An 18,385-nucleotide genomic window follows, 5' to 3' on the forward strand; every position below is an offset into this window, starting at 1 on the left:
CGTATGTTCCTTGTGTTAAACGGCTTTAAGGCTTAATGACAGACCCTGACCGACGCCGACGCACATTGTCACCAATGCGTTGCCGGCCTGCCGATCGCGTAATTCCAGCGCCGCCGACAGCACCAGGCGCGCGCCGGACATTCCCAGCGGATGGCCGAGCGCGATGGCGCCGCCGTTTGGGTTGACGCGCGCGTCGCCGGCGTCGATGCGCCAGTGTTTCAGCGCCGCCAGAACCTGCGCGGCGAAGGCTTCGTTAATCTCGATGATGTCAAAATCATTCAGCGTGAATCCGCCGCGCTGCAGTAAGCGCTCGGTGGAGGCGATCGGCCCCAGCCCCATCAGCGCCGGCGCGACGCCGGCGGCCGCGCTGTCGCCGATCTCCACCAGCGGTTGCCAGCCCTGGCGTTTCACGTAGCGGCCGGAGGCCAGCAGCAGCGCGGCGGCACCGTCATTGATGCCGGAAGCGTTGCCGGCGGTGACCGAACCACCGGCGGCGAAGGCCGGTTTCAGCGTCTGCAACTGCTGCAACGTGCTGAGCCGGGGGAATTCGTCCTGTGCGAATATGCGGGTGGTTTTACGATCCGCCGGCACCTCCACCGGCGTGATTTCCCGCGCCAATCGACCACTGTCGATCGCCCGGCGGGCCTTTTGCTGTGAGCCCAATGCGAACAGATCCTGTTCCTCGCGTGAGATATGCTGTTGTTGGGCCACGTTTTCCGCCGTGATGCCCAGCGGATCGCTGCCGTAGCGTTCCGCCAGGCGCGGGTTGACAAAGCGCCATCCCAGCGTGGTGTCGTACAGCTTTACCCCCTTATCGAACGGCGTTTCGCCCTTGCTCAGCACATAGGGCGCGCGGCTCATGCTTTCCACGCCGCCGGCCAGAATCAGTTCGCTGAGGCCGCTGCGGATTTTCGCCGCGGCGTAGATCACCGCATCCAACCCGGAGGCGCAAAGGCGGTTGAGGGTGATGGCCGGCACCGACTGATCCAAGCCGGAAAGCAGCGTCGCCATGCGGGCGACGTTGCGGTTGTCTTCGCCGGACTGGTTGGCGCAGCCCAGCACCACTTCATCCAGATCCTGCTGCGCCGCCGGATGGCGCTGAAGCAGGCTGCGAATAATCGTCGCCGCCATATCATCGGGGCGGGTATGCGCCAGGCTGCCGCCATAGGCGCCGATCGCCGTGCGCGTGCCGTCGATCAGATAAACACCGTCATCTTTAATGTTCATCATGGCTCCTTAAGGCGTGGAGGTCAGCGCCGGTTGGGCGGCGTGCAGAAGGGTGTAATGCGGTGCATAGCGCGCCGCGTGCAGCAATTGCGCCAGGTTGCTCAGCGTCGTCCTGACATTTTCCTCCCCGAGGCGAGTGAGCCAGACGAAAATACCGTCGGCGTAGTTCACGCCGGCGACGGCGGCGACATCAATGTCTTCCCGGCTGCAGACGCCGCTTTCCACCATGATCACCGACTCGTTGATCAGGCTGCTGAGCACGCGGGCGACGATCAAGGCCGGGGAATCCTTGATAAATTCCACCTGGGGGATCGCGGTGTGCAGCAGGCGTAAAAACAGCGCCTTATTGGCCGCAGAGGCGTGGCGGCTATGCGCCGCCACCAGGTACGCCGTATCGCCGTAGTTCAGGGCGACATCGACGACAAAGGCGTCCGCCGCGGTCTGTTCGGCAAGCTGGTTTGCCGTGCGGCCATCGGTAACGCTGACGGTGAAAGCATCATTGACCTGAATGGCGGCGCCCAGGCCCGGTAATGTCGGCCGGTGTTCCACGCGCAGCCGCGGCCATTGCAGGGCGGCCCGCTGCTGTAGCAGGGTAAAGAGAGGATGTTCACCGTAAATGCGTAGCGTCTCGACCTCCGCATCGACGGCGGCTGCAAGCGGCGGGGGAGATTCTTCGGCGGAAAAATAGGAGCGGCCGTTCTTTTTGCCCAACAGACCGGCATCGACCAGCGAGCGCTGCAGATGGCCCGGGGTATAGCGCGGATCGTACTGCATGTCCTGCCAAATTTGCCGGCTGACCTGATAGTTGATGTCCTGACCGATAAAATCGGTCAGCTCGAGCGGCCCCATGCGAAAGTGTCCGCCGGCTTTGAGGGCGCGGTCGATCTGCGGCGCACGTGCCACGTGTTCTTCCAACAGGCGGAACCCTTCCAGATAGTAGGGGCGAGCCATACGGTTGACGATAAACCCCGGCGTGGCCTGACAGACGACATCGCGTTTCCCCAATGCCGCCACCAGTTGACGGCAACGTTCGGTGGTGACCTGTGCGGTAAAATAGGCCGGAATGATTTCAATCAGCTTCATCAGCGGCGCGGGGTTGAAAAAGTGCAAACCGATAAAGCGTTCGCTGTGCGTCACCGCCGTCGCCAGCTTATTCAGCGACAGTGAGGAGGTATTGGTGGCGATCAGCGTGTCGGGCTTGACCGTCGCGGCGATGGCCGCCAGCACCTCGAGTTTGGCTTGCTCATGCTCTGCAATGGTTTCGATCACCAGATCGCTGTCGACGATGGCCCCAAATTCCGCGGAGAACGTCAGATTAGCCAGCACCGCGTCTTTATCCTGCGGCGCGACCCTGCCCTGTTCGATCTTTTTGTCCAGGTCTTGCACGATATATTCACGAGCCTGAATGAGGGTATTGCCGTTGCGATTATAAAGCACCGTACGAATGCCTTTTTGCGCGAAAAGATAAGCGATGCCTCTGCCCATCGTTCCCGCGCCGATAATTGCAGCCGATTGAATTGCCGCATTACTTTCTGCCATAGAAAATCCCCGTCACTGTATGCCATGCGAAATTCGCAAATGCTTATTATCTCTTTGGATTTACGGCGGCACCGGGTGCCAGTGAGGAAAGTAATTGGCGGTGTGTTGGCTGTCTAACGGTAGAAATGACAGGTTTACCTGCAGGCGGGGTTATGCTATTCGCGTAGTTTTGCGGTTCAGCCCAATAAAAAGGCTTATTCTGAGGAAAATAAACCGGGGAATAGCTTTTTTCGTTATAGCGTTCGTATTTTTTATTATATGAAACGGCTATTGGCGCCGGGCGGCGATATCCTATAGTGAGTCTGACCTATCGATAAATCGACATCGCTATTTGGAGAACCTGCGTTATGGATACCCGCACTCAACGGCTCATGGCGGAGGTGATTGGCAGTTTGACCGATCGCGAACGTTTTCTGACTCAACTGGGGCGCTGCGTCGAGGCGCTGGGTTTTGATTATTTCTCCTACATCGTTTTTTCCTGTTATCCGGCGAGCCGGCCAAAAATGCGGGTTGAAGGAACGTTTCCGACGCGCTATCTCGAGGATTATCGGCGGCAGCGGGCGTATTTGCAGGATCCTGTCATCGAGCGAGCCCACCATTCCACGCTGCAATTCCAGTGGGACGAAAGTTTTTATCACGAGCGGCCGGCGCTTTGGCAGCGCATGTCGCAGTTTGGTCTGCACACCGGGTGGTCGCAGTCGGTCAAGGATTGCTATGGCCGCCTGGGGATCCTGACTTTTGCCGGCAAGACGCTGCCGCAGCAAACGCCGCAGGCCGGCGCGGTGAATGAACTCTTTTTCCTTTGGCTGGCGCAAACCGCCCACAAAACGCTGCGTGAAGCGTTGATATCGGTGAACGACGAAGCGATAAAAGATGTGCTGACGCTGCGCGAGAAAGATATCTTGCGCTGGTGCAGCGAAGGTAAAACGGCGGAAGAGATCGCGCTGCTGATGGGGGTGAGCGAACGTACGATCAATTTCCATATCGGTAACTCGATTAAAAAACTTTCGGTCGCCAATAAGACCGCAGCCACCGCCAAAGCCGTTTATTTACAGCTGATTTAATGGCGAGAAATAAATAAATAATTAATCGCCTATCAGTTAGCGGCGCGATGTTTATATTTTGTTAAATTAAGCATTGTCTTTATCAGTATTTACCTCCGATCACAAAAGCGTGATAAAGCGGTTCACCGCGCCCGTGCGCGGCAGTACTCTGTAGGCACCCGGTTTACATAGAAAGGATGTGATATGTACAAGACTATTTTAGTGCCGATAGATATTGAAGAGGATCTGTTGACCGAGCATGCGCTGAAGCATGTGGAATATTTGGCGAAGATGTCCGGCGCTAAAGTGCATTTTTTCCATGCGCTGCCGGATGCCTCGGCTTTTGTTACTGCCTATTCGTTCGGTCTCAAGGAGTTTGAGAATCAGGCGGAAGTGAAGGCGGTGGAGAAGCTGAAGAAAATCATGTCGGAAATCGATCTGCCGTTAGATCGCCTCAATTACACCGTCAGCTTTGGCTCTGCGCGCGATCAGGCGCTGGAACTGGCGGAAGAGATCGACGCCGATCTGATCATTATCGGTTCGCGTCGCCCGAGCGTGAAAACTTATCTGTTGGGCTCCAATGCCGCCGCCATCGTTCGCCATGCCAATATATCGGTGATGGTGGTTCGATAATCCTCCTTTAAGTCCGCCGTTTTCATGCGCGTTCTGCGGTCGCCGGTCGGCCGCAGAACGCAGGCTGCTTTATTGCCATCTCAGCCTGAGCTGCTACGATTTTAGCTGACGTTTTTTATGACGACCGGGCCAGCGGCCTTGCGCATATTCTTTATTTCAGCCAGAAGAGGGGCAGCCATGCCATTAGAAGTCGATGGGATCATCAGAGGCGATCGAGGCAGTGAACCGAGCCATTGGCAACATACGCCAACCAAACCGCTTGTCACGCTGACCTGGCATCACACCATCCCCTGGAACTGTTTACGTAATGTCTGGAATGGTCTGGTGGCTGGCGAGCACTGGAGCGCGCTCGACGAGTTTATGAATCTGATCGGTGTGCCTAACCGCGCCGAGGTGCTCAAACAGATAAAGAATGAAAATCTGCAGGATCGCGATGGGTTACATACCCTGGTGACCTGGCAAGGCTGGAATATCGTCGAGGGGCCGGGTAACGAATATCGCGCGCAGGGTGACGATCCCGGTGAAAATTTCGACGACTGGTCCGGCAAAGGCATGAGCACGAATCAGCAAGCGACGCTGCAGCAGGTCAAAGTGTTGTATCAGGTGATGGCACCGCTGGGAAGCCGCGCGCTGGACGCCGCCAGACAGGCGCCGAACATTACTGCGGAAGAAGCGAGCGTCTTGCAACGAACGATTAAACAGACCCGCCCAACGTTGCGCGGAAAGGAACCGATCCGGTGGCAAGAGGACATGTGGCACAAAGTGCAACCAGGTAAACAGGCGAAACATTTCGCCCAATGGGACAGCAAACCCGTGTGGCGCAAGCGCCTGCACAGCGACTTGGCTCAGGCAGGCTAAACTTCGCCCCGCGCCGGATTGGCGGCGCGGGGGCATCAATTCGGCGCTAATCGCACAGCGCCGCTATCTCGTCGTACAGCGCCCTCGGGATTTCCACGCCGTATTGTTCGCTGTGGCGTCGTTGCCGATAGCGACGCTCGCCGGGAATGCGTGCGCCTTGCGCTTGCATGTCGGCAAACATCGCCTCCGCGCTGGCGAAATACCGCTCCTTATCCGCGCCGAGAAAACGCTCGGGATCCAACGCGATGATCAGTTCACCGCCGTAGGGCGATGAACCGGTGCCGTCGTCATAGGCCAGCGATTCTTTGCTGGTCATGTCGCCGATCAGCGGCCCAGCCAACAATTCAACCATGGCCGCCAGCGCCGAGCCTTTATGGCCGCCGAAAGTCAGCATCGCGCCCTCCAACACGCTGGCGGCGTCGGTGGAGGGGTTGCCTGCCTTATCAATGCCCCAGCCTTCCGGCAGCGGGGTGCCGGCGCGGCGATGCAATTCGATTTCGCCGCGCGCCGCCGCGCTGGTGGCCATATCGAACAAAAACGGCGGCCGAGCCGGGCGCGGCCAGCCGAAGGCGATGGGGTTGGTGCCGAATAGCGGGCGTGAACCGCCGGCCGGCGTCACCCAGGCGTGGCTGGGCGTGCAGGCTAAGGCCACGAAACCCTGTTCGGTCAGCGGTTCGATGTCGGCCCACAGCGCGGAGAAATGCACGCAGCGGTTGATCGCCAGGGCGGCGATGCCGTTGGCGCGCACCTTATCGATAAAGGCCGGCAGAGCGGTGCGGTAGGCGAGCAGGGAAAAGGCGCCGCCGGCATCGGCGCGCAAGATGGCCGGCGCTTGGTCGAAGAGCCTGGGTTTCGCATCGGCAGAGACTTTGCCCGCCCGTAATGAGCGGACGCAGCCCAATAGCCGGTACAACCCGTGCGAAGCACAGCCGTCGCGCTCGCCCTGGGTGACATTTTGCGCCACTGTCTCGGCATGCGCCTGATTGAAGCCGTTGCAGCGCAGTGCGCGTAGCGCCAGTTGATAAGCGTGTTCCAGCGACAAAACGTGCATGGTTGTCATTTCGATGTCCTCCCTGGGTCATTCTTCTTCATCGCCGATAAAATTGGCCTGGGGTAAACAGGTATAGGCGCCCCAGTAGTAAATCGCCAGCGCAACCACCGCCATGGTCAGCGTGTCCCACGGATGAGCAATAGCGCCGATGCCGCCGAAACTGCTGAGGTAGGAAAGCGCGATCGTCAGCGCATAGAAGACGATTAGCCACAGCGAGGACCCAATTTGCTGCCTGAGGCTAACGGCGTGGGTCGGCACCTGATTCTTGAACAGGATGTAAATGAAGAACATCAGTATCTGCAAGCCGAGCAGCCAGGAGACGGTGTCCCAGCCGGACCAGAAGACGATCAGCGCCGAAATGATAAACGACAGCGGGCCGAGCACGCAGAAACCGCGCACCCGGAACGGACGCGGCATATCGGGCGCATTGCGCCGCAGCCCGGCGGCGGTGACCGGGGCGATGGCGTAACTCAGCACCAGCGCGGCGGACACCACGCCGATCAGCTTTTCCCACGACGGGAACGGCAGCGTCCAGAAGACCGAGAGGGCGAAGGTCAGCCACAACGCCGGGCGCGGGATACCGGATTCACCATCCACCCGGGTGAACAGTTTGAAGAAGGTGCCGGCGCGCGCCCACCCGTAGATCACGCGAGGCGTGGCGTTCATGTAGATGTTGCCGGTGCCGCTGGGCGAAACGATCGCGTCGCTGACCACCAGAAACGCCAGCCATCCCATGCCGAGCGTGATGGCGATATCGCGGAACGGCAGGGAAAAATGTTGGCTGATGCCGGCCCAACCGCCGCTCAGCATCTCGCTGGGGATACTGCCGAGAAACGCTATCTGCAGCAGCACATAGATGATGGTGGACAGCACGACTGACAGGATCAGCGCGATGGGAATGGTGCGCTGCGGTTTTTGCACCTCGCTGGCGACCGAAATGATCGGCGTCAGGCCGAGGTAGGCGAAGATGATGCCGCCGGCGGAAATGGCTGCCTCGACCCCGGCGGAGCCGAAGGGGGCAAAGCCCTGGCTGTGCAGGTTTTCCGGTTTGAAAAAGCTGAACAGCACCACGATCACCAACAGCGGCACCAGAAACTTCAGCACGCTGATGAGATTATTGGATTTGGCGAAGGTTTTGACGCTGTAGTAGTTGAGCGCGAAGAAAAAGCACAGCAGCGCCAACTGCACCAGCCAGCCGAGCGCTGTCGGATCGCCGGAACCCGGCTGGCTGAGGAGCGGGAACCAGGCGGCGGCGTACTGACGGGCGGCGACGACCTCGATAGCGATCAGACTGGAGAAGGCGATCAGCGTGATAAACCCCAGCAGATAGCCCATCAATTCGCCGTGCGAGAACACCGGATAGCGAATGATGCCGCCGGCGCGAGGCAGGGCGGCGCCCAGCTCGCAGTAGACGATGCCCAGCAGCAGCACCGCCAGGCCGCCGATGAGCCAGGAATAGATGCCGGCGGGGCCGGCGATGGAGGAGACATGGCTGGCGGCGAACAGCCAGCCTGAGCCGAATATGGCGCCAAGACCGATGAACGTCAGATCGGTGAGCGTAAGCTGCTTCTTGAATTTGCCTTGGGTTGTCATGGTATTACCCTTTTGTTATTGAGTGGCAGGCAGATGCGGCCGGGCTAATGTTGGGCAGGTGAAACTATGGGAGCTCGGGTGTAAACGCCGTTCACCAGCCGCAGCAGGTTGAGCGGGTTGGCGTCCTGCAGCGGCGGCGGCAGCAGCGCCGCTGGGGTGTTTTGCAGGCAGACCGGCCGCAGGAAACGCTCGATGGCCAGCGTGCCTACCGAGGTGCCGCGTGCGTCGCTGGTCGCCGGGTAAGGACCTCCGTGCACCATGGCGTCGCACACCTCTACTCCGGTTGGATACCCGTTGAACAGCACCCGGCCGGCTTTGCGCGTCAGCAATGCCGTCAGCCCGGCGGCCATATCGAGATCGCCGTCTTCCGCCAGCAGCGTGACGGTCAGCTGGCCTTGCAACGCCGCCAGCACCGCATGCAGCTGCGCTTCGTTATCTACCGCCACCAGCACGCTGGCCGGACCGAAGACCTCAGCTTGCAGCAGCGGATCGGCCTGCAGCAGCAATGTTTCCTCCGCCTGATAAAGCTGCGCCGCTGCCCGATGAGGCAGAATTTCGCGCCCCCCCGCCAGATGCCGTATGTGCGGATGGGCATCGAGCGCGGCCAGCCCGCGCCGGTAGTGTTCCAGCGTGCCGGCATTCAGCATCGGCTGTGGGGCGGCGGCGTCGACCAATGCGCTCATCGTCGCGGTCAACCGTTCGAAGGCGACGCCGCGCAGCGCGACGATCACGCCGGGCTTGGTGCAAAACTGGCCACAGCCGAGCGTGAAGGAGGAGACCAGTTCCTGCGCGATGTGCTGCCCGCGTCGAGCCAACGCCTGCGGCAGGATCACGACCGGGTTAATGCTCGACATCTCGGCGAAGACCGGGATCGGCTGGGGACGCTGCGCGGCCAGATCGAACAGCGCCCGACCGCCTTGCAGTGAGCCGGTAAACCCCACGGCCTGAATCGCTGGATGCTGCACCAGCTCGGCTCCGACACGGTTGCCGAAGATCATGTTGAAGACGCCGGCGGGCATGCCCATACGTTCCCTTGCGCGCTCGATCGCCTGAGCGGTCAGCTCGGCGGTGATCATATGGCCGCTGTGTGCCTTGAATACGACCGGGCAGCCGGCGGCGAGCGCGGCGGCGGTATCACCGCCCGCGGTGGAAAACGCCAGCGGAAAGTTGCTGGCACCGAACACCGCCACCGGACCAAGCGCCGTGCGATATTGACGCAGATCGGGACGCGGCAGAGGAGAGCGCTGCGGTAACGCGCAGTCGATGCGCACGCCCTCGACGTCGCCGCGTCGCAGCAGCGTGGCGAACAGCCGCATTTGGCCGCTGGTTCTGGCGCGTTCGCCGCTTAACCGCGCCGGTGGCAGGGCGGTTTCCTGCATGACGAAGGCGAAGAAGGTCTCATCCAACGCGTCCAGCTCCTCGGCGATGGCGTCGAGAAAACTTGCGCGTTGTTCGGCGCTGCATTGCGAATAGGGATCAAAGGCCGCCGCGGCGGCTTCGGCGGCGGCGGCGGTTTCTGCCGCCGTAGCCTGGTGGAAGCGGTAGCCGGTCGGCTGACCGTCGTCGGCGCGCAGGCTGAGCAGCGCCGCTTCTCCCGTAGCACGGCGCTGGCCGCCGATAAATTGTTGGCCGCTGATGGCGGCATCGCGAGCGTTGGGCATGGGTCCCCCTGGTAGAGAAAGTGCGACGCCCGGCGTGGCCGGGCGGTGAAGGCGTTACAGGCCGACGTTCGGCAGTGCGGGACGAGTGGCCAGCGCTTTATCGATCACGGCGTTGATTTCGGAGAGCGTTTCCCCCTGCAGCGCCAGACGCGGCGGGCGAGTGACGGCGCTGCCGCGGCCGACCCGCTGTTCGCACAGCTTGATGCATTGCACCAGATCGGGGCGGGCATCGAGATGCAGCAGCGGCATGAACCAGCTGTACAGCGCCAGCGCTTCCTCATAGCGTTTTTCCTTCGCCAGACGGAACAGGGTTTCCCCTTCGCGCGGGAAAGCGTTGGACATGCCGGAGATCCAGCCTTGCGCGCCGACGGCGATGCTCTCCAGCACCACATCATCCAACCCGGCGAACAGCACGAAGCGATCGCCGACTTCGTTGCGCAGATCGATAAAGCGGCGGGTGTCGCCCGACGAGTCTTTGAAACACACGATGTTCTCGCAGTCGATCAGTGAGGTCAGGATGTCGGGCGTGACGTCATTTTTGTAAATGGGAGGGTTGTTGTAGACCATGATCGGCAGATCGGTAGCGCCGGCGACGCTGCGAAAGTGCGCGGCGGTTTCGTGCGGCTTGGCGGAGTAGACCAGCGCGGGCATCACCATAATTCCGTCGACGCCGGCCTTTTGCGCTTCACGCGCCATGTTTTGCGCGAAGGCGGTGGTGAATTCGGCGATGCCGGCGATCACCGGCACTTGGCCGTCGGCGGCGTCCCTCGCCACTTCGATCACCGCCAGCTTTTCCTGTACCGTCATCGAGGTGTTTTCACCGACGGTGCCGCAGACGACCAGGCCGGAGACGCCGTCGCGCACCAGGTTTTTGATCACCGTATGCGTGGCGTCGAGGTCCAGAGAAAAATCGTTGCGGAACTGGGTCGTCACCGCCGGGAATACGCCGCTCCAGCTTAGGGTTTTATGGCTCATCGTGTTTGTCCTGTCGTCCGAAAGTGTTAATAAAAAGTGAATCTTTGGTGAGGCTCACCGACAGATTGACCGGTATTGCACAGGGAGGCTTGACGCTTTTCGCCGATTGCTGCGACGAAATTGGCACAATGGCGCCGGAAAACGGGCATGCAGAAACCGGGCGCCGGTGCGCCATAAAAAATGACTTTAATGCGGTAAATCAGCGTATTAAGCGGAAAGCGTCAGGCGGAAATCGCGCGGCGTGGAACCGGTCATCGCTTTGAACTGACGGCTGAAGGCGCTGTGATCGGTATAGCCGCACTGCAGCGCGATGTCGGTGATCGGCAGCTCACCCGCCAGCAGTTCCGTGGCCTTTTCCAGCCGCACTTTGTGGATCATCTGGCGCGGAGTGAGGTGGAAGATACGTTTGCAGTAGCGTTCTATCTGCGCCACCGACAACCCGGTCAACGCCGTCAGCTCCTCGAGCGCGATCGGCCGGGCGTAGTGGCGGCGGATGTAGACGTCGATCGCGGCCAGCCGTTGGTAAGCCGGATGATTGGCTTTGGCCTCTTGCAGATCGTGTGAAATGCCCGCCATGCCGATGATTTTTCCCTGCGCGTCGTACAGCGCCAGCTTTTGCGTCAGGCACCAGCCAGTTTCACGGCCGTTGTACAGGTGCATTTCCAGCTGATCCTGGATCAGCACGCCGTGGCGCAATACCCGCAGATCTTGCTCGGTGTAGCCGGATCCGAGCTGCGCGGGGAAAACGTCGGCGGACGTCTTGCCCAGCAGCGGCGCGACGGTCTTGAAACCGCAGCGCCTGGCCAGCGTCAGGTTGGCCAACAGGTAGCGCGCCTGGGCGTCTTTGATAAAGAACACCACATTGGGAATCGCGTTCAGCAACGGCGCGATCAGCGCCAGCGTATTGAGCAGATCGCGCAGGTTGTTCGGACGCTGCTGTGCCAGCCCGTCGCACAGGCGCGACAAATGTTCGACGGCGAAAACGTCCTCCTGATCCGACAGCTCCACCAGGGCAGGCGGTGAGGGAGAAATCTGATGTTGATGGTCTGAAATGGATCGCATAGCAGTCCCTTTTCGGTCGTTAGCCGGAAAAACAGGCGGCCAGGTTGGCGCTTTCGCATCAATATTAACTTTTTTGTAACGAATCAAGCGCTATTTCCGGCTGGCTACCAAATATGCGGATCGCCGCAAACTTTTGCCGGACGGCGCGCGCCGGTTGCTTGAAAACTGCGGTATTTCTCGCTACGCGGTGGTTTAGCATGAAAATAACGTCATGATAAATAAGATATTGTTATGGTTGCGTTAAACGTATGCCCGTGATGGGCCAGACTAGCCTGTCGTCATTGTGCTGATTTCTTCATTCGCCACGCCGAAACGCATCAAGCCGTCATGCGCGCATTCGTTCAGGCTAACGCCATTGGTAACATCTCATTAACCCTGGAGACGCCGATGGCACTTTCTGCGCATATCACCGCTTTGCGGGCGATCGATTCTCATACCGGCGGGGAGCCGACCCGGCTGATCGTCGAAGGCTTCCCCGACCTTGGCGAAGGCAGCATGGCGGAACGGCGGGCGCATTTCGCGCAACATTATGACGATTGGCGCTGCGCGGTGATGCTCGAACCCCGCGGCAATGACGTGTTGGTGGGGGCGTTGCTGTGTCGGCCTTGTTCGCCGCAGGCTACCGCCGGGGTGATCTTTTTCAACAACACCGGCTATCTGGGCATGTGCGGCCACGGCACTATCGGGCTGATTGCTTCGTTGGCGCATCTCGGGCGCATCCGCGCCGGGCGTCATCTGATCGAGACCCCGGTCGGCCCGGTGAACGCCACGCTGCATGATGACGGCAGCGTTACCGTAGAGAACGTGGCGGCTTATCGTTATCGCCACCAGGTGCGAGTTGAGGTGGCCGGTTATGGCCCGGTGACGGGGGACATTGCCTGGGGGGGAAACTGGTTTTTCCTCATCGGCGAGTCGCCGTTGACCATCGATAAACACAATCTGGAGGCGCTGACCGCGTTCACCTGGGCGGTCCGGCAGGCGCTTGAACAGGCGGGCATTCGTGGCGAAGACGGCGGGACGATCGACCATATCGAGCTGTTCGGTGACGATCCGCAGGCCGACAGCCGCAGCTTCGTGCTGTGCCCCGGCAAAGCCTACGATCGATCGCCGTGCGGCACTGGCACCAGCGCCAAGCTGGCGTGTCTGGCGGCGGACGGCAAACTGGCGCCCGATATGCACTGGCGCCAGGCCAGCGTCATCGGCAGCGAATTCCAGGCTTATTACCGCTGGAACGGCGAGCGCATCACCCCCTTTATTCGTGGGCAGGCTTATGTATGCGCCGATAGCCAACTGCTGCTCGACGAACGCGATCCTTTTGTCTGGGGCATACGCTGATGGTCGGCGGACGAGGAGTTGATGCCATCGTGGTGGGTGCCGGCATCATCGGCGCCGCCTGCGCCTGGCGGTTGGCGAGGGAGGGGTACCGCGTCTCGGTGGTGGACGACTGTCGCGCCGGCGCCACCGCCGCCGGCATGGGGCACCTGGTATGCATGGACGACAACTCGGCTGAGCTGGCGTTGAGCGCTTATTCGCTGCGGTTATGGCGTGAAGTGACGGGCCGGATGCCGCAAGCCTGCGCCTGGCGCGGCTGCGGAACGCTGTGGTTGGCGGAGCAAGCGAATGAAATGGCCATCGCCGAACAAAAGCTGGCGCGGCTGGCGGAGCAGGGCGTGGCGGCGGAACTGCTGACTGCGGAGCAGGTTGCCGCCATGGAGCCGATGCTGCGGCAGGGGCTTGCCGGTGGGCTGCGGGTGCCGGGCGACGGCATTTTGTATGCGCCGCACGCGGCGCGTTGGCTGTTGGCCGACGCTGGCGCGGCGATCGATGTGGTGCAGGGTGAAGCGATCGCGCTGGACGAGGCGGCGGTGCGGTTGGCGGACGGCAGAGAGCTGGCGGCGCCGGTGGTCGTCTTGGCCTGCGGCCTGCGGGCCAATGATTTGTTGTCGCAACCGTTGCTGCGTGCCAAGAAGGGCCACCTGGCGATCACCGATCGTTATCCGCCGCGGATGCGGCATCAGTTGGTGGAGCTGGGGTATGGCGCCAGCGCGCATGCCAGCGACGGCGCCTCCGTGGCGTTCAATGTGCAGGCTCGGCCCACCGGGCAATGGCTGATCGGTTCTTCCCGCCAGTTCGATTCCGTCGATTCGTCATTGGATATGCCGCTACTGGCGGCGATGCTCATGCGCGCGCAGCATTTCTTGCCCACACTGACGCAGCTGAACATCATTCGCTGTTGGACCGGGCTGCGCGCCGCCTCTGCCGATGGATTGCCGCTGTTGGGCGCGCATCCGCGGCATACCTGGTTGTGGTTGGCGTTGGGGCATGAGGGGTTGGGCGTCACGACCGCCCTCGGCAGCGCCGCGCTGCTTGTTGCGCAGATCGGCCGGCTGGTGCCGGAGATTGACGATTCCCCGTATTTGGCGGCGCGGGCGTTTGCCGCCGAGGAGCAGCCCGTATGAAAGAGAGGCAAAACACGCTCGCGTTGAGCATCGACGGCAAATCCTACCAGGTCCCGGTTGGCATCAGCGTTGCCGCGGCGCTCAGTTTGTGCGGCGGGGATCATTGCCGGTTGTCGATTTCACGCCAGCCGCGCGCACCATTTTGCGGCATGGGCGTTTGTCAGGAGTGCCGGGTAACCATTAACGGTCTGCGCCGCCTGGCGTGCCAGACGTTGTGCCAATCCGACATGCGGATTGAGAGGAGCGATGATGAGTGACTTCGATTGCGAGGTGCTGATCATCGGCGCCGGGCCGGCCGGCATGGCGGCAGCGCTGGCGGCGGCGGAAAATGGGGGGCAGATACGGGTGCTCGATGATAATCCGCACCCCGGTGGGCAAATCTGGCGTGATGGGCCGCAGGTGGCTTTGCCTGAAGCGGCGAGACGATATCGGCAGGCGATGGCAGTGCGGAAAAATATTGTGCTGCACGCCGGCTGCAAGCTGGTGGCGCAGTGTGGCGCTAACCGATTGGCGTATGAAGACGCCGAAGGCTGCGGAGTGATTCGTTATCAAAAGCTGATTCTATGCAATGGCGCCCGTGAACTGCTGCTGCCGTTTCCTGGCTGGACGTTGCCGGGAGTGAGCGGCGCCGGTGGTCTACAGGCGCAAATCAAGCAGGGGCTGGCGATCCGCGGCGAGCGGGTGGTGATAGCTGGCAGCGGTCCGTTGCTGTTGGCGGTGGCGAAAAGTGTGAAACAGGCCGGTGGCGAGGTCGTGCTGGTAGCGGAACAGGCGGCGCTGCGGCGATTGGCGGCATTCGCCGGCGGCCTGTGGCGTTGGCCGTCCAAGCTGCGTCAGTCGTTTTCTCTGATTCAGCCTCATTACTGTGCCGATAGCCGAGTATTGGCGGCATTGGGGCAAGAGCACTTGACGTCAGTGCGCGTCGGCAACGGCGGGCGGGAAAGTACGGTGGCCTGCGACAGGCTGGCCTGCGGCTTCGGTTTGGTGGCGAATATTGAACTGGCGATGCTGCTGGGATGCCGTATCGCACACGACGCCGTCGCGGTGGATCATTGGCAGCAAACCAGCCAGGCGCAAATTTATGCCGCCGGGGAGTGTACCGGTATCGGCGGCAGTGAATTGGCGCTTATCACCGGCTCCATCGCCGGTTATGCCGCCACGGGGCAAAAGGCAAAAGCCGAATCCCTGACGGCGCAGCGGCGGCGATGGCGGCGTTTCGCCACGTCGACAGCGGCCGCTTTTGCGCTTGATGAACGCATGACTTATCTGGCCAAACCGCAGACCCTGCTGTGCCGCTGCGAAGACGTCACGCTGGAACAGGTATGCCATCAACCTGACTGGAACACGGCCAAGCTGAGCAGCCGCTGTGGTATGGGAGCCTGTCAGGGCAAGGTTTGCGCGACGGCGGCGCGGCACCTGTTGGGGTGGCCTTTGCCGCCGCCACGGGTCCCTTTAACGCCGGTGCGGACGGAAACGCTGGTTGCTCTGGGAAGGCATTGCAGCGACGACGACAATTGATGGGGCATCGCGGCGGTGGCGTTTCAGTCCAAATCGATTTCGCTGCATCACCACTGCGGCCAATAGTAGGTTTTCTCTCGCCAGCCCTTGCCGTACATGCAAGCCTCGATGGTGGCGTTTCGCGCTGACTGATTGCGATCGGTTTGTACCGTTTTGATCGACGGCTCTTTGTCATAGCGATATCCCGATGGACAATCTTTCTTATTCTTCTCGCAAGGGATGTATTTGTTTTCGTAGCTGAACTCTACATCTCGCACGACGTCTGGCGGGAAGCGATCGTAGCCCCGACTGCGGCATTCGGCATATTCGGCATTTCGGGTGCTCTCAACTGCGCCGGGTCTTTCCCATTGGGTACAGGCAGTCATCATCAATAACGGCAAAACAATCAAACAACGGTAATTCTTCATGGTGTCCCTAACTCTTCCTCTATCCTGGTGATCACTGACTAGGAATCTTCCCAACCAGCGATGCGAAAAAGTGTAATCAACTGACGGCACAATTGGAAATGATAATGGTTATTGTTTATGGGTGGTTGAGGCAACGGCACCCTGAAATGCGCCGTCGGCGATAGGGGAGAGGCTTACAAGGGGCAGATCTGACGATGAGAGTGCTTGGGCAGAGCGATTTTATATCTATTCTCCTTTTGCTGCATGGACTGGTCATTATCTCAGCGTTATGAGAGGGAAGAACGGTATGCAAGCTAAGTATTTTCTTATCCTGTTTAAATGGAATTTTGAATTAGGATATTTACCCATGACCAAGTTTTAATGTACGGTATTAATGCTCTATTTTTTTATTTCTGTTTTTTTATTGTGCCTGTATTTTCAGAATTCTTCCATTAAATACTTTTTAGTTACAGGGAATTCATTTGCATTTTAAATTTGGATTTTTTAAATTCAGCTCAGATGAGGGATAACCGTTAGCGACAGGTACAAAAAAGGAGTTTATTTTGTCTGGGATAAAGAAAACGCCTGAAAGCCATGACGGTTTGCCTTCACCATCAGGGGATTATGATAATTTTAAGCACCTTTCCGATGTTGGCACCGTGTTGGGATATGGGCGAACTCGCTTTTATCAGTGGTGCCGCGGACGCGGATTTCTAACGCCGATGAATGTTCCTTCGCATGAAATGCTCAGTCTGGGATATATGGTGGCAGTGCTGTCAGAGACCGGTCATACCCGGGTTTACGTCACGCCGGATGGCTTCAGCTACGTCAGTGACGCGTTTGCGGCAGATATCCAACGCGGCATGGTAAAGTTTTAAATTTGTAAAAATCGCCTTTATTTCAAGGTGTTTAATACAGAATCTTCTTATCCGGAAAGACGCGCTGGGCGATGAGTGGGAAGTTATCCGATTTTTTCGTCTCTGCGACATGAAGGCTACTGACAGCAGCTATTCTCTTGTTACGATAAGCATTATTTTTTTCAGGAGCCAAGGATGAAGCATTACGCCGCGTTGTTGTTCGCCTCTGTACTGTTGACGGGATGTGCGACCCAGGCCGTACCGCCGCAACAGGCTGAATTACCACCCCCAAGCCGTCTGATGCTTTATCAGAATATCCCGGATACGCCATACGCCACGGTGGTGGTGGTGCGCGACAGTGGAATGCTGGCGGGTAGCTGCCGCACCGGCGTTTATGTGAATGGGGAGTTCGCCGCTTCGCTGGGCGCGAAAGAAAAAGCGGAGTTTCGCGTGCCGCCGGGCAATACTTCGGTGAGCATCGGGCAAGATATGATAGAGAACTCCCTGTGTATTTGGCGTGATACCAGCGGCAGCGTGCCGATGACGCTGCGCGCCGGTGAAAGCCGCTATCTGCGTATCGCCGGCGATCGGCAGCGAGGCTTCGTTTTGCAGGCAGGGCGGCCGTAACCGCCCAGGCAAGGGCGTTAACGCCCTTGCCACCATCCCCACAGCGTAATTAATAGCCACGCCGCCGCAATCCAGCACAGTACCGCCGCACCCAGCGCTAACGACAGCCGCAGACTGCTAATCAGGAAATACAGCGAAATCAAATACACCAGATAGGGCAACACCGCCCACATGCCGAAAATCAGCGTCGTTTTCAGCGCCGCTATTGAACGTTCGCTGCCGACAACATAATGCGCAATCAAAGCGAAAGTGGGGAAGAGCGGGACTAAACCGGCGATATAATAGTTGCGCGTTTTGGCCAGCAGGCCGATCAGAACCACGACCAGCGCGCCTATCAGCGCTTTGACAAGGATGCCCATAACGGTCTCGGGTGTCGGGGGAAAGCCAACACACTGCCCGAAAGCCTGAGCAGAATCAATGGTGTATTGTGTAGTGCGGGGAAAAACAGACCCGCATGAATTGCGGGTCTGAGCGGCAGCGTTTACTGGCGGTAAGCGTGCTTGATTTGCTGAATGCTGTTCTTGAAGATTTCCGCCTGAGTCGGATCTTCAATCTGGGCGATGAAACGTTCCATGTTGATGATGACTTTCCCGGCATCGGCCTGGCCGATCGACTTCAGGATCAGCGTCAGCGTGGCTTTGAGGCAGGCAACCTCGGTCGCCAAGATCTCCGGGTTTGCAGACGTAGTGAAATCAACGTTGCTCATTTTCTCTCCTGATTTTTGAGGCCGTAGCCTGATACAAGCTGCTTTAGCGCACCGCGCGCGGACTACAGGCAAGTTGCCCACGCACGGCGGCGAATTTAACTGGGCGCGGAGTATAGCATAGCATGCGTCAACCATCTGCACCGGGCTTGCTCTGGCGGCGCTGGTGGGTGAAGTTTGCTCGTTGCACGCC

The 18,385-nt window shown here is 59.7% G+C and carries 19 protein-coding genes; 9 read left to right on the forward strand and 10 right to left on the reverse strand.

Annotation, left to right across the window (positions count from 1 at the left end; genetic code table 11):
• Positions 1-15: 15 nt before the first annotated feature.
• Positions 16-1,227, reverse strand: coding sequence for an acetyl-CoA C-acyltransferase (locus J9788_RS00830; RefSeq protein WP_182264778.1), 1,212 nt, complete (start codon positions 1,225-1,227; stop codon positions 16-18).
• A gap of 9 nt (positions 1,228-1,236) precedes the next feature.
• Complete coding sequence (locus J9788_RS00835) at positions 1,237-2,766, reverse strand: 3-hydroxyacyl-CoA dehydrogenase NAD-binding domain-containing protein (RefSeq protein WP_182264777.1); 1,530 nt, start codon at positions 2,764-2,766, stop codon at positions 1,237-1,239.
• Positions 2,767-3,113: 347 nt separating this feature from the next.
• Between J9788_RS00835 and J9788_RS00840 the strand changes: the two genes are divergently transcribed.
• The 3 genes from J9788_RS00840 (at position 3,114) to J9788_RS00850 (ending at position 5,300) form a co-directional block, all read left to right on the forward strand.
• Positions 3,114-3,830, forward strand: coding sequence for an autoinducer binding domain-containing protein (locus J9788_RS00840; RefSeq protein WP_182264776.1), 717 nt, complete (start codon positions 3,114-3,116; stop codon positions 3,828-3,830).
• A gap of 183 nt (positions 3,831-4,013) precedes the next feature.
• A complete protein-coding gene (locus J9788_RS00845) occupies positions 4,014-4,442 on the forward strand; it encodes a universal stress protein (protein WP_033642623.1) in 429 nt (142 codons plus the stop codon).
• A gap of 177 nt (positions 4,443-4,619) precedes the next feature.
• Positions 4,620-5,300 carry a hypothetical protein gene (locus tag J9788_RS00850; protein WP_046899224.1) on the forward strand — a complete coding sequence of 227 codons (681 nt, stop codon included), beginning with the start codon at positions 4,620-4,622 and terminating at the stop codon, positions 5,298-5,300.
• 46 nt (positions 5,301-5,346) lie between these two features.
• Here the strand turns inward: J9788_RS00850 and J9788_RS00855 are convergent, their stop codons facing one another.
• The 5 genes from J9788_RS00855 to J9788_RS00875 all read right to left on the reverse strand — a co-directional run bounded on the left by J9788_RS00855 (position 5,347) and on the right by J9788_RS00875 (position 11,642).
• Positions 5,347-6,360, reverse strand: coding sequence for an Ldh family oxidoreductase (locus J9788_RS00855; protein ID WP_046899225.1), 1,014 nt, complete (start codon positions 6,358-6,360; stop codon positions 5,347-5,349).
• Between the two features lie 18 nt (positions 6,361-6,378).
• Complete coding sequence (locus tag J9788_RS00860) at positions 6,379-7,944, reverse strand: APC family permease (protein WP_046899226.1); 1,566 nt, start codon at positions 7,942-7,944, stop codon at positions 6,379-6,381.
• Between the two features lie 44 nt (positions 7,945-7,988).
• The gene (locus J9788_RS00865; RefSeq protein ID WP_182264775.1) at positions 7,989-9,605 is read right to left on the reverse strand and encodes an aldehyde dehydrogenase (NADP(+)); all 1,617 of its coding nucleotides are present in this window, start codon (positions 9,603-9,605) and stop codon (positions 7,989-7,991) included.
• Between the two features lie 54 nt (positions 9,606-9,659).
• Positions 9,660-10,580, reverse strand: coding sequence for a dihydrodipicolinate synthase family protein (locus J9788_RS00870; protein ID WP_182264774.1), 921 nt, complete (start codon positions 10,578-10,580; stop codon positions 9,660-9,662).
• A gap of 207 nt (positions 10,581-10,787) precedes the next feature.
• Complete coding sequence (locus J9788_RS00875; RefSeq protein ID WP_182264773.1) at positions 10,788-11,642, reverse strand: AraC family transcriptional regulator; 855 nt, start codon at positions 11,640-11,642, stop codon at positions 10,788-10,790.
• Between the two features lie 387 nt (positions 11,643-12,029).
• On the opposite strand from J9788_RS00875, the gene J9788_RS00880 reads away from it, so the two are divergent.
• The 4 genes from J9788_RS00880 to J9788_RS00895 are packed head-to-tail and all read left to right on the forward strand — an operon-like array spanning position 12,030 to position 15,619.
• On the forward strand, positions 12,030-12,977 hold the full coding sequence (locus J9788_RS00880; RefSeq protein WP_046899230.1) for a 4-hydroxyproline epimerase: 948 nt from the start codon (positions 12,030-12,032) through the stop codon (positions 12,975-12,977).
• A complete protein-coding gene (locus tag J9788_RS00885) occupies positions 12,977-14,101 on the forward strand; it encodes an FAD-binding oxidoreductase (RefSeq protein ID WP_182264772.1) in 1,125 nt (374 codons plus the stop codon). Before J9788_RS00880 ends, J9788_RS00885 begins: the two co-directional genes overlap by 1 nt.
• On the forward strand, positions 14,098-14,358 hold the full coding sequence (locus J9788_RS00890; protein ID WP_046899232.1) for a (2Fe-2S)-binding protein: 261 nt from the start codon (positions 14,098-14,100) through the stop codon (positions 14,356-14,358). Before J9788_RS00885 ends, J9788_RS00890 begins: the two co-directional genes overlap by 4 nt.
• Positions 14,351-15,619 carry an FAD/NAD(P)-binding oxidoreductase gene (locus tag J9788_RS00895; protein WP_182264771.1) on the forward strand — a complete coding sequence of 423 codons (1,269 nt, stop codon included), beginning with the start codon at positions 14,351-14,353 and terminating at the stop codon, positions 15,617-15,619. Before J9788_RS00890 ends, J9788_RS00895 begins: the two co-directional genes overlap by 8 nt.
• Before the next feature lie 47 nt (positions 15,620-15,666).
• Here the strand turns inward: J9788_RS00895 and J9788_RS00900 are convergent, their stop codons facing one another.
• Positions 15,667-16,026 carry a hypothetical protein gene (locus J9788_RS00900; protein WP_033642634.1) on the reverse strand — a complete coding sequence of 120 codons (360 nt, stop codon included), beginning with the start codon at positions 16,024-16,026 and terminating at the stop codon, positions 15,667-15,669.
• Positions 16,027-16,568: 542 nt separating this feature from the next.
• Here J9788_RS00900 and J9788_RS00905 point away from each other — a divergent pair.
• Positions 16,569-16,883 (forward strand): hypothetical protein, encoded by a 315-nt coding sequence (locus J9788_RS00905; RefSeq protein ID WP_046899234.1) that lies wholly within the window; start codon positions 16,569-16,571, stop codon positions 16,881-16,883.
• A gap of 174 nt (positions 16,884-17,057) precedes the next feature.
• On the forward strand, positions 17,058-17,489 hold the full coding sequence (locus J9788_RS00910) for a hypothetical protein (RefSeq protein WP_046899235.1): 432 nt from the start codon (positions 17,058-17,060) through the stop codon (positions 17,487-17,489).
• 17 nt (positions 17,490-17,506) lie between these two features.
• Here the strand turns inward: J9788_RS00910 and J9788_RS00915 are convergent, their stop codons facing one another.
• Positions 17,507-17,848, reverse strand: coding sequence for a GlpM family protein (locus J9788_RS00915; protein ID WP_046899236.1), 342 nt, complete (start codon positions 17,846-17,848; stop codon positions 17,507-17,509).
• A 122-nt stretch (positions 17,849-17,970) separates the two neighbouring features.
• Entirely contained in the window at positions 17,971-18,195 is a 225-nt protein-coding gene (locus J9788_RS00920) for a DUF2594 family protein (RefSeq protein ID WP_004927950.1), read from the reverse strand.
• Positions 18,196-18,385: the final 190 nt, after the last annotated feature.

Origin of the sequence: Serratia sp. X10 (assembly GCF_017811775.1) — a bacterium.
In the GTDB taxonomy this organism is placed as follows: Bacteria; Pseudomonadota; Gammaproteobacteria; order Enterobacterales; family Enterobacteriaceae; genus Serratia; species Serratia ureilytica.

Coding starts and splice junctions, on each gene's coding strand:
- J9788_RS00865 (WP_182264775.1), bottom strand. CDS start 9,605: ATGCCCAACGCTCGCGATGCCGCCATCAGCGGCCAACAATTTATCGGC.
- J9788_RS00900 (WP_033642634.1), bottom strand. CDS start 16,026: ATGAAGAATTACCGTTGTTTGATTGTTTTGCCGTTATTGATGATGACT.
- J9788_RS00830 (WP_182264778.1), bottom strand. CDS start 1,227: ATGAACATTAAAGATGACGGTGTTTATCTGATCGACGGCACGCGCACG.
- J9788_RS00880 (WP_046899230.1), top strand. CDS start 12,030: ATGGCACTTTCTGCGCATATCACCGCTTTGCGGGCGATCGATTCTCAT.
- J9788_RS00890 (WP_046899232.1), top strand. CDS start 14,098: ATGAAAGAGAGGCAAAACACGCTCGCGTTGAGCATCGACGGCAAATCC.
- J9788_RS00855 (WP_046899225.1), bottom strand. CDS start 6,360: ATGACAACCATGCACGTTTTGTCGCTGGAACACGCTTATCAACTGGCG.
- J9788_RS00840 (WP_182264776.1), top strand. CDS start 3,114: ATGGATACCCGCACTCAACGGCTCATGGCGGAGGTGATTGGCAGTTTG.
- J9788_RS00845 (WP_033642623.1), top strand. CDS start 4,014: ATGTACAAGACTATTTTAGTGCCGATAGATATTGAAGAGGATCTGTTG.
- J9788_RS00915 (WP_046899236.1), bottom strand. CDS start 17,848: ATGGGCATCCTTGTCAAAGCGCTGATAGGCGCGCTGGTCGTGGTTCTG.
- J9788_RS00850 (WP_046899224.1), top strand. CDS start 4,620: ATGCCATTAGAAGTCGATGGGATCATCAGAGGCGATCGAGGCAGTGAA.
- J9788_RS00920 (WP_004927950.1), bottom strand. CDS start 18,195: ATGAGCAACGTTGATTTCACTACGTCTGCAAACCCGGAGATCTTGGCG.
- J9788_RS00835 (WP_182264777.1), bottom strand. CDS start 2,766: ATGGCAGAAAGTAATGCGGCAATTCAATCGGCTGCAATTATCGGCGCG.
- J9788_RS00885 (WP_182264772.1), top strand. CDS start 12,977: ATGGTCGGCGGACGAGGAGTTGATGCCATCGTGGTGGGTGCCGGCATC.
- J9788_RS00895 (WP_182264771.1), top strand. CDS start 14,351: ATGAGTGACTTCGATTGCGAGGTGCTGATCATCGGCGCCGGGCCGGCC.
- J9788_RS00870 (WP_182264774.1), bottom strand. CDS start 10,580: ATGAGCCATAAAACCCTAAGCTGGAGCGGCGTATTCCCGGCGGTGACG.
- J9788_RS00910 (WP_046899235.1), top strand. CDS start 17,058: ATGAAGCATTACGCCGCGTTGTTGTTCGCCTCTGTACTGTTGACGGGA.
- J9788_RS00860 (WP_046899226.1), bottom strand. CDS start 7,944: ATGACAACCCAAGGCAAATTCAAGAAGCAGCTTACGCTCACCGATCTG.
- J9788_RS00875 (WP_182264773.1), bottom strand. CDS start 11,642: ATGCGATCCATTTCAGACCATCAACATCAGATTTCTCCCTCACCGCCT.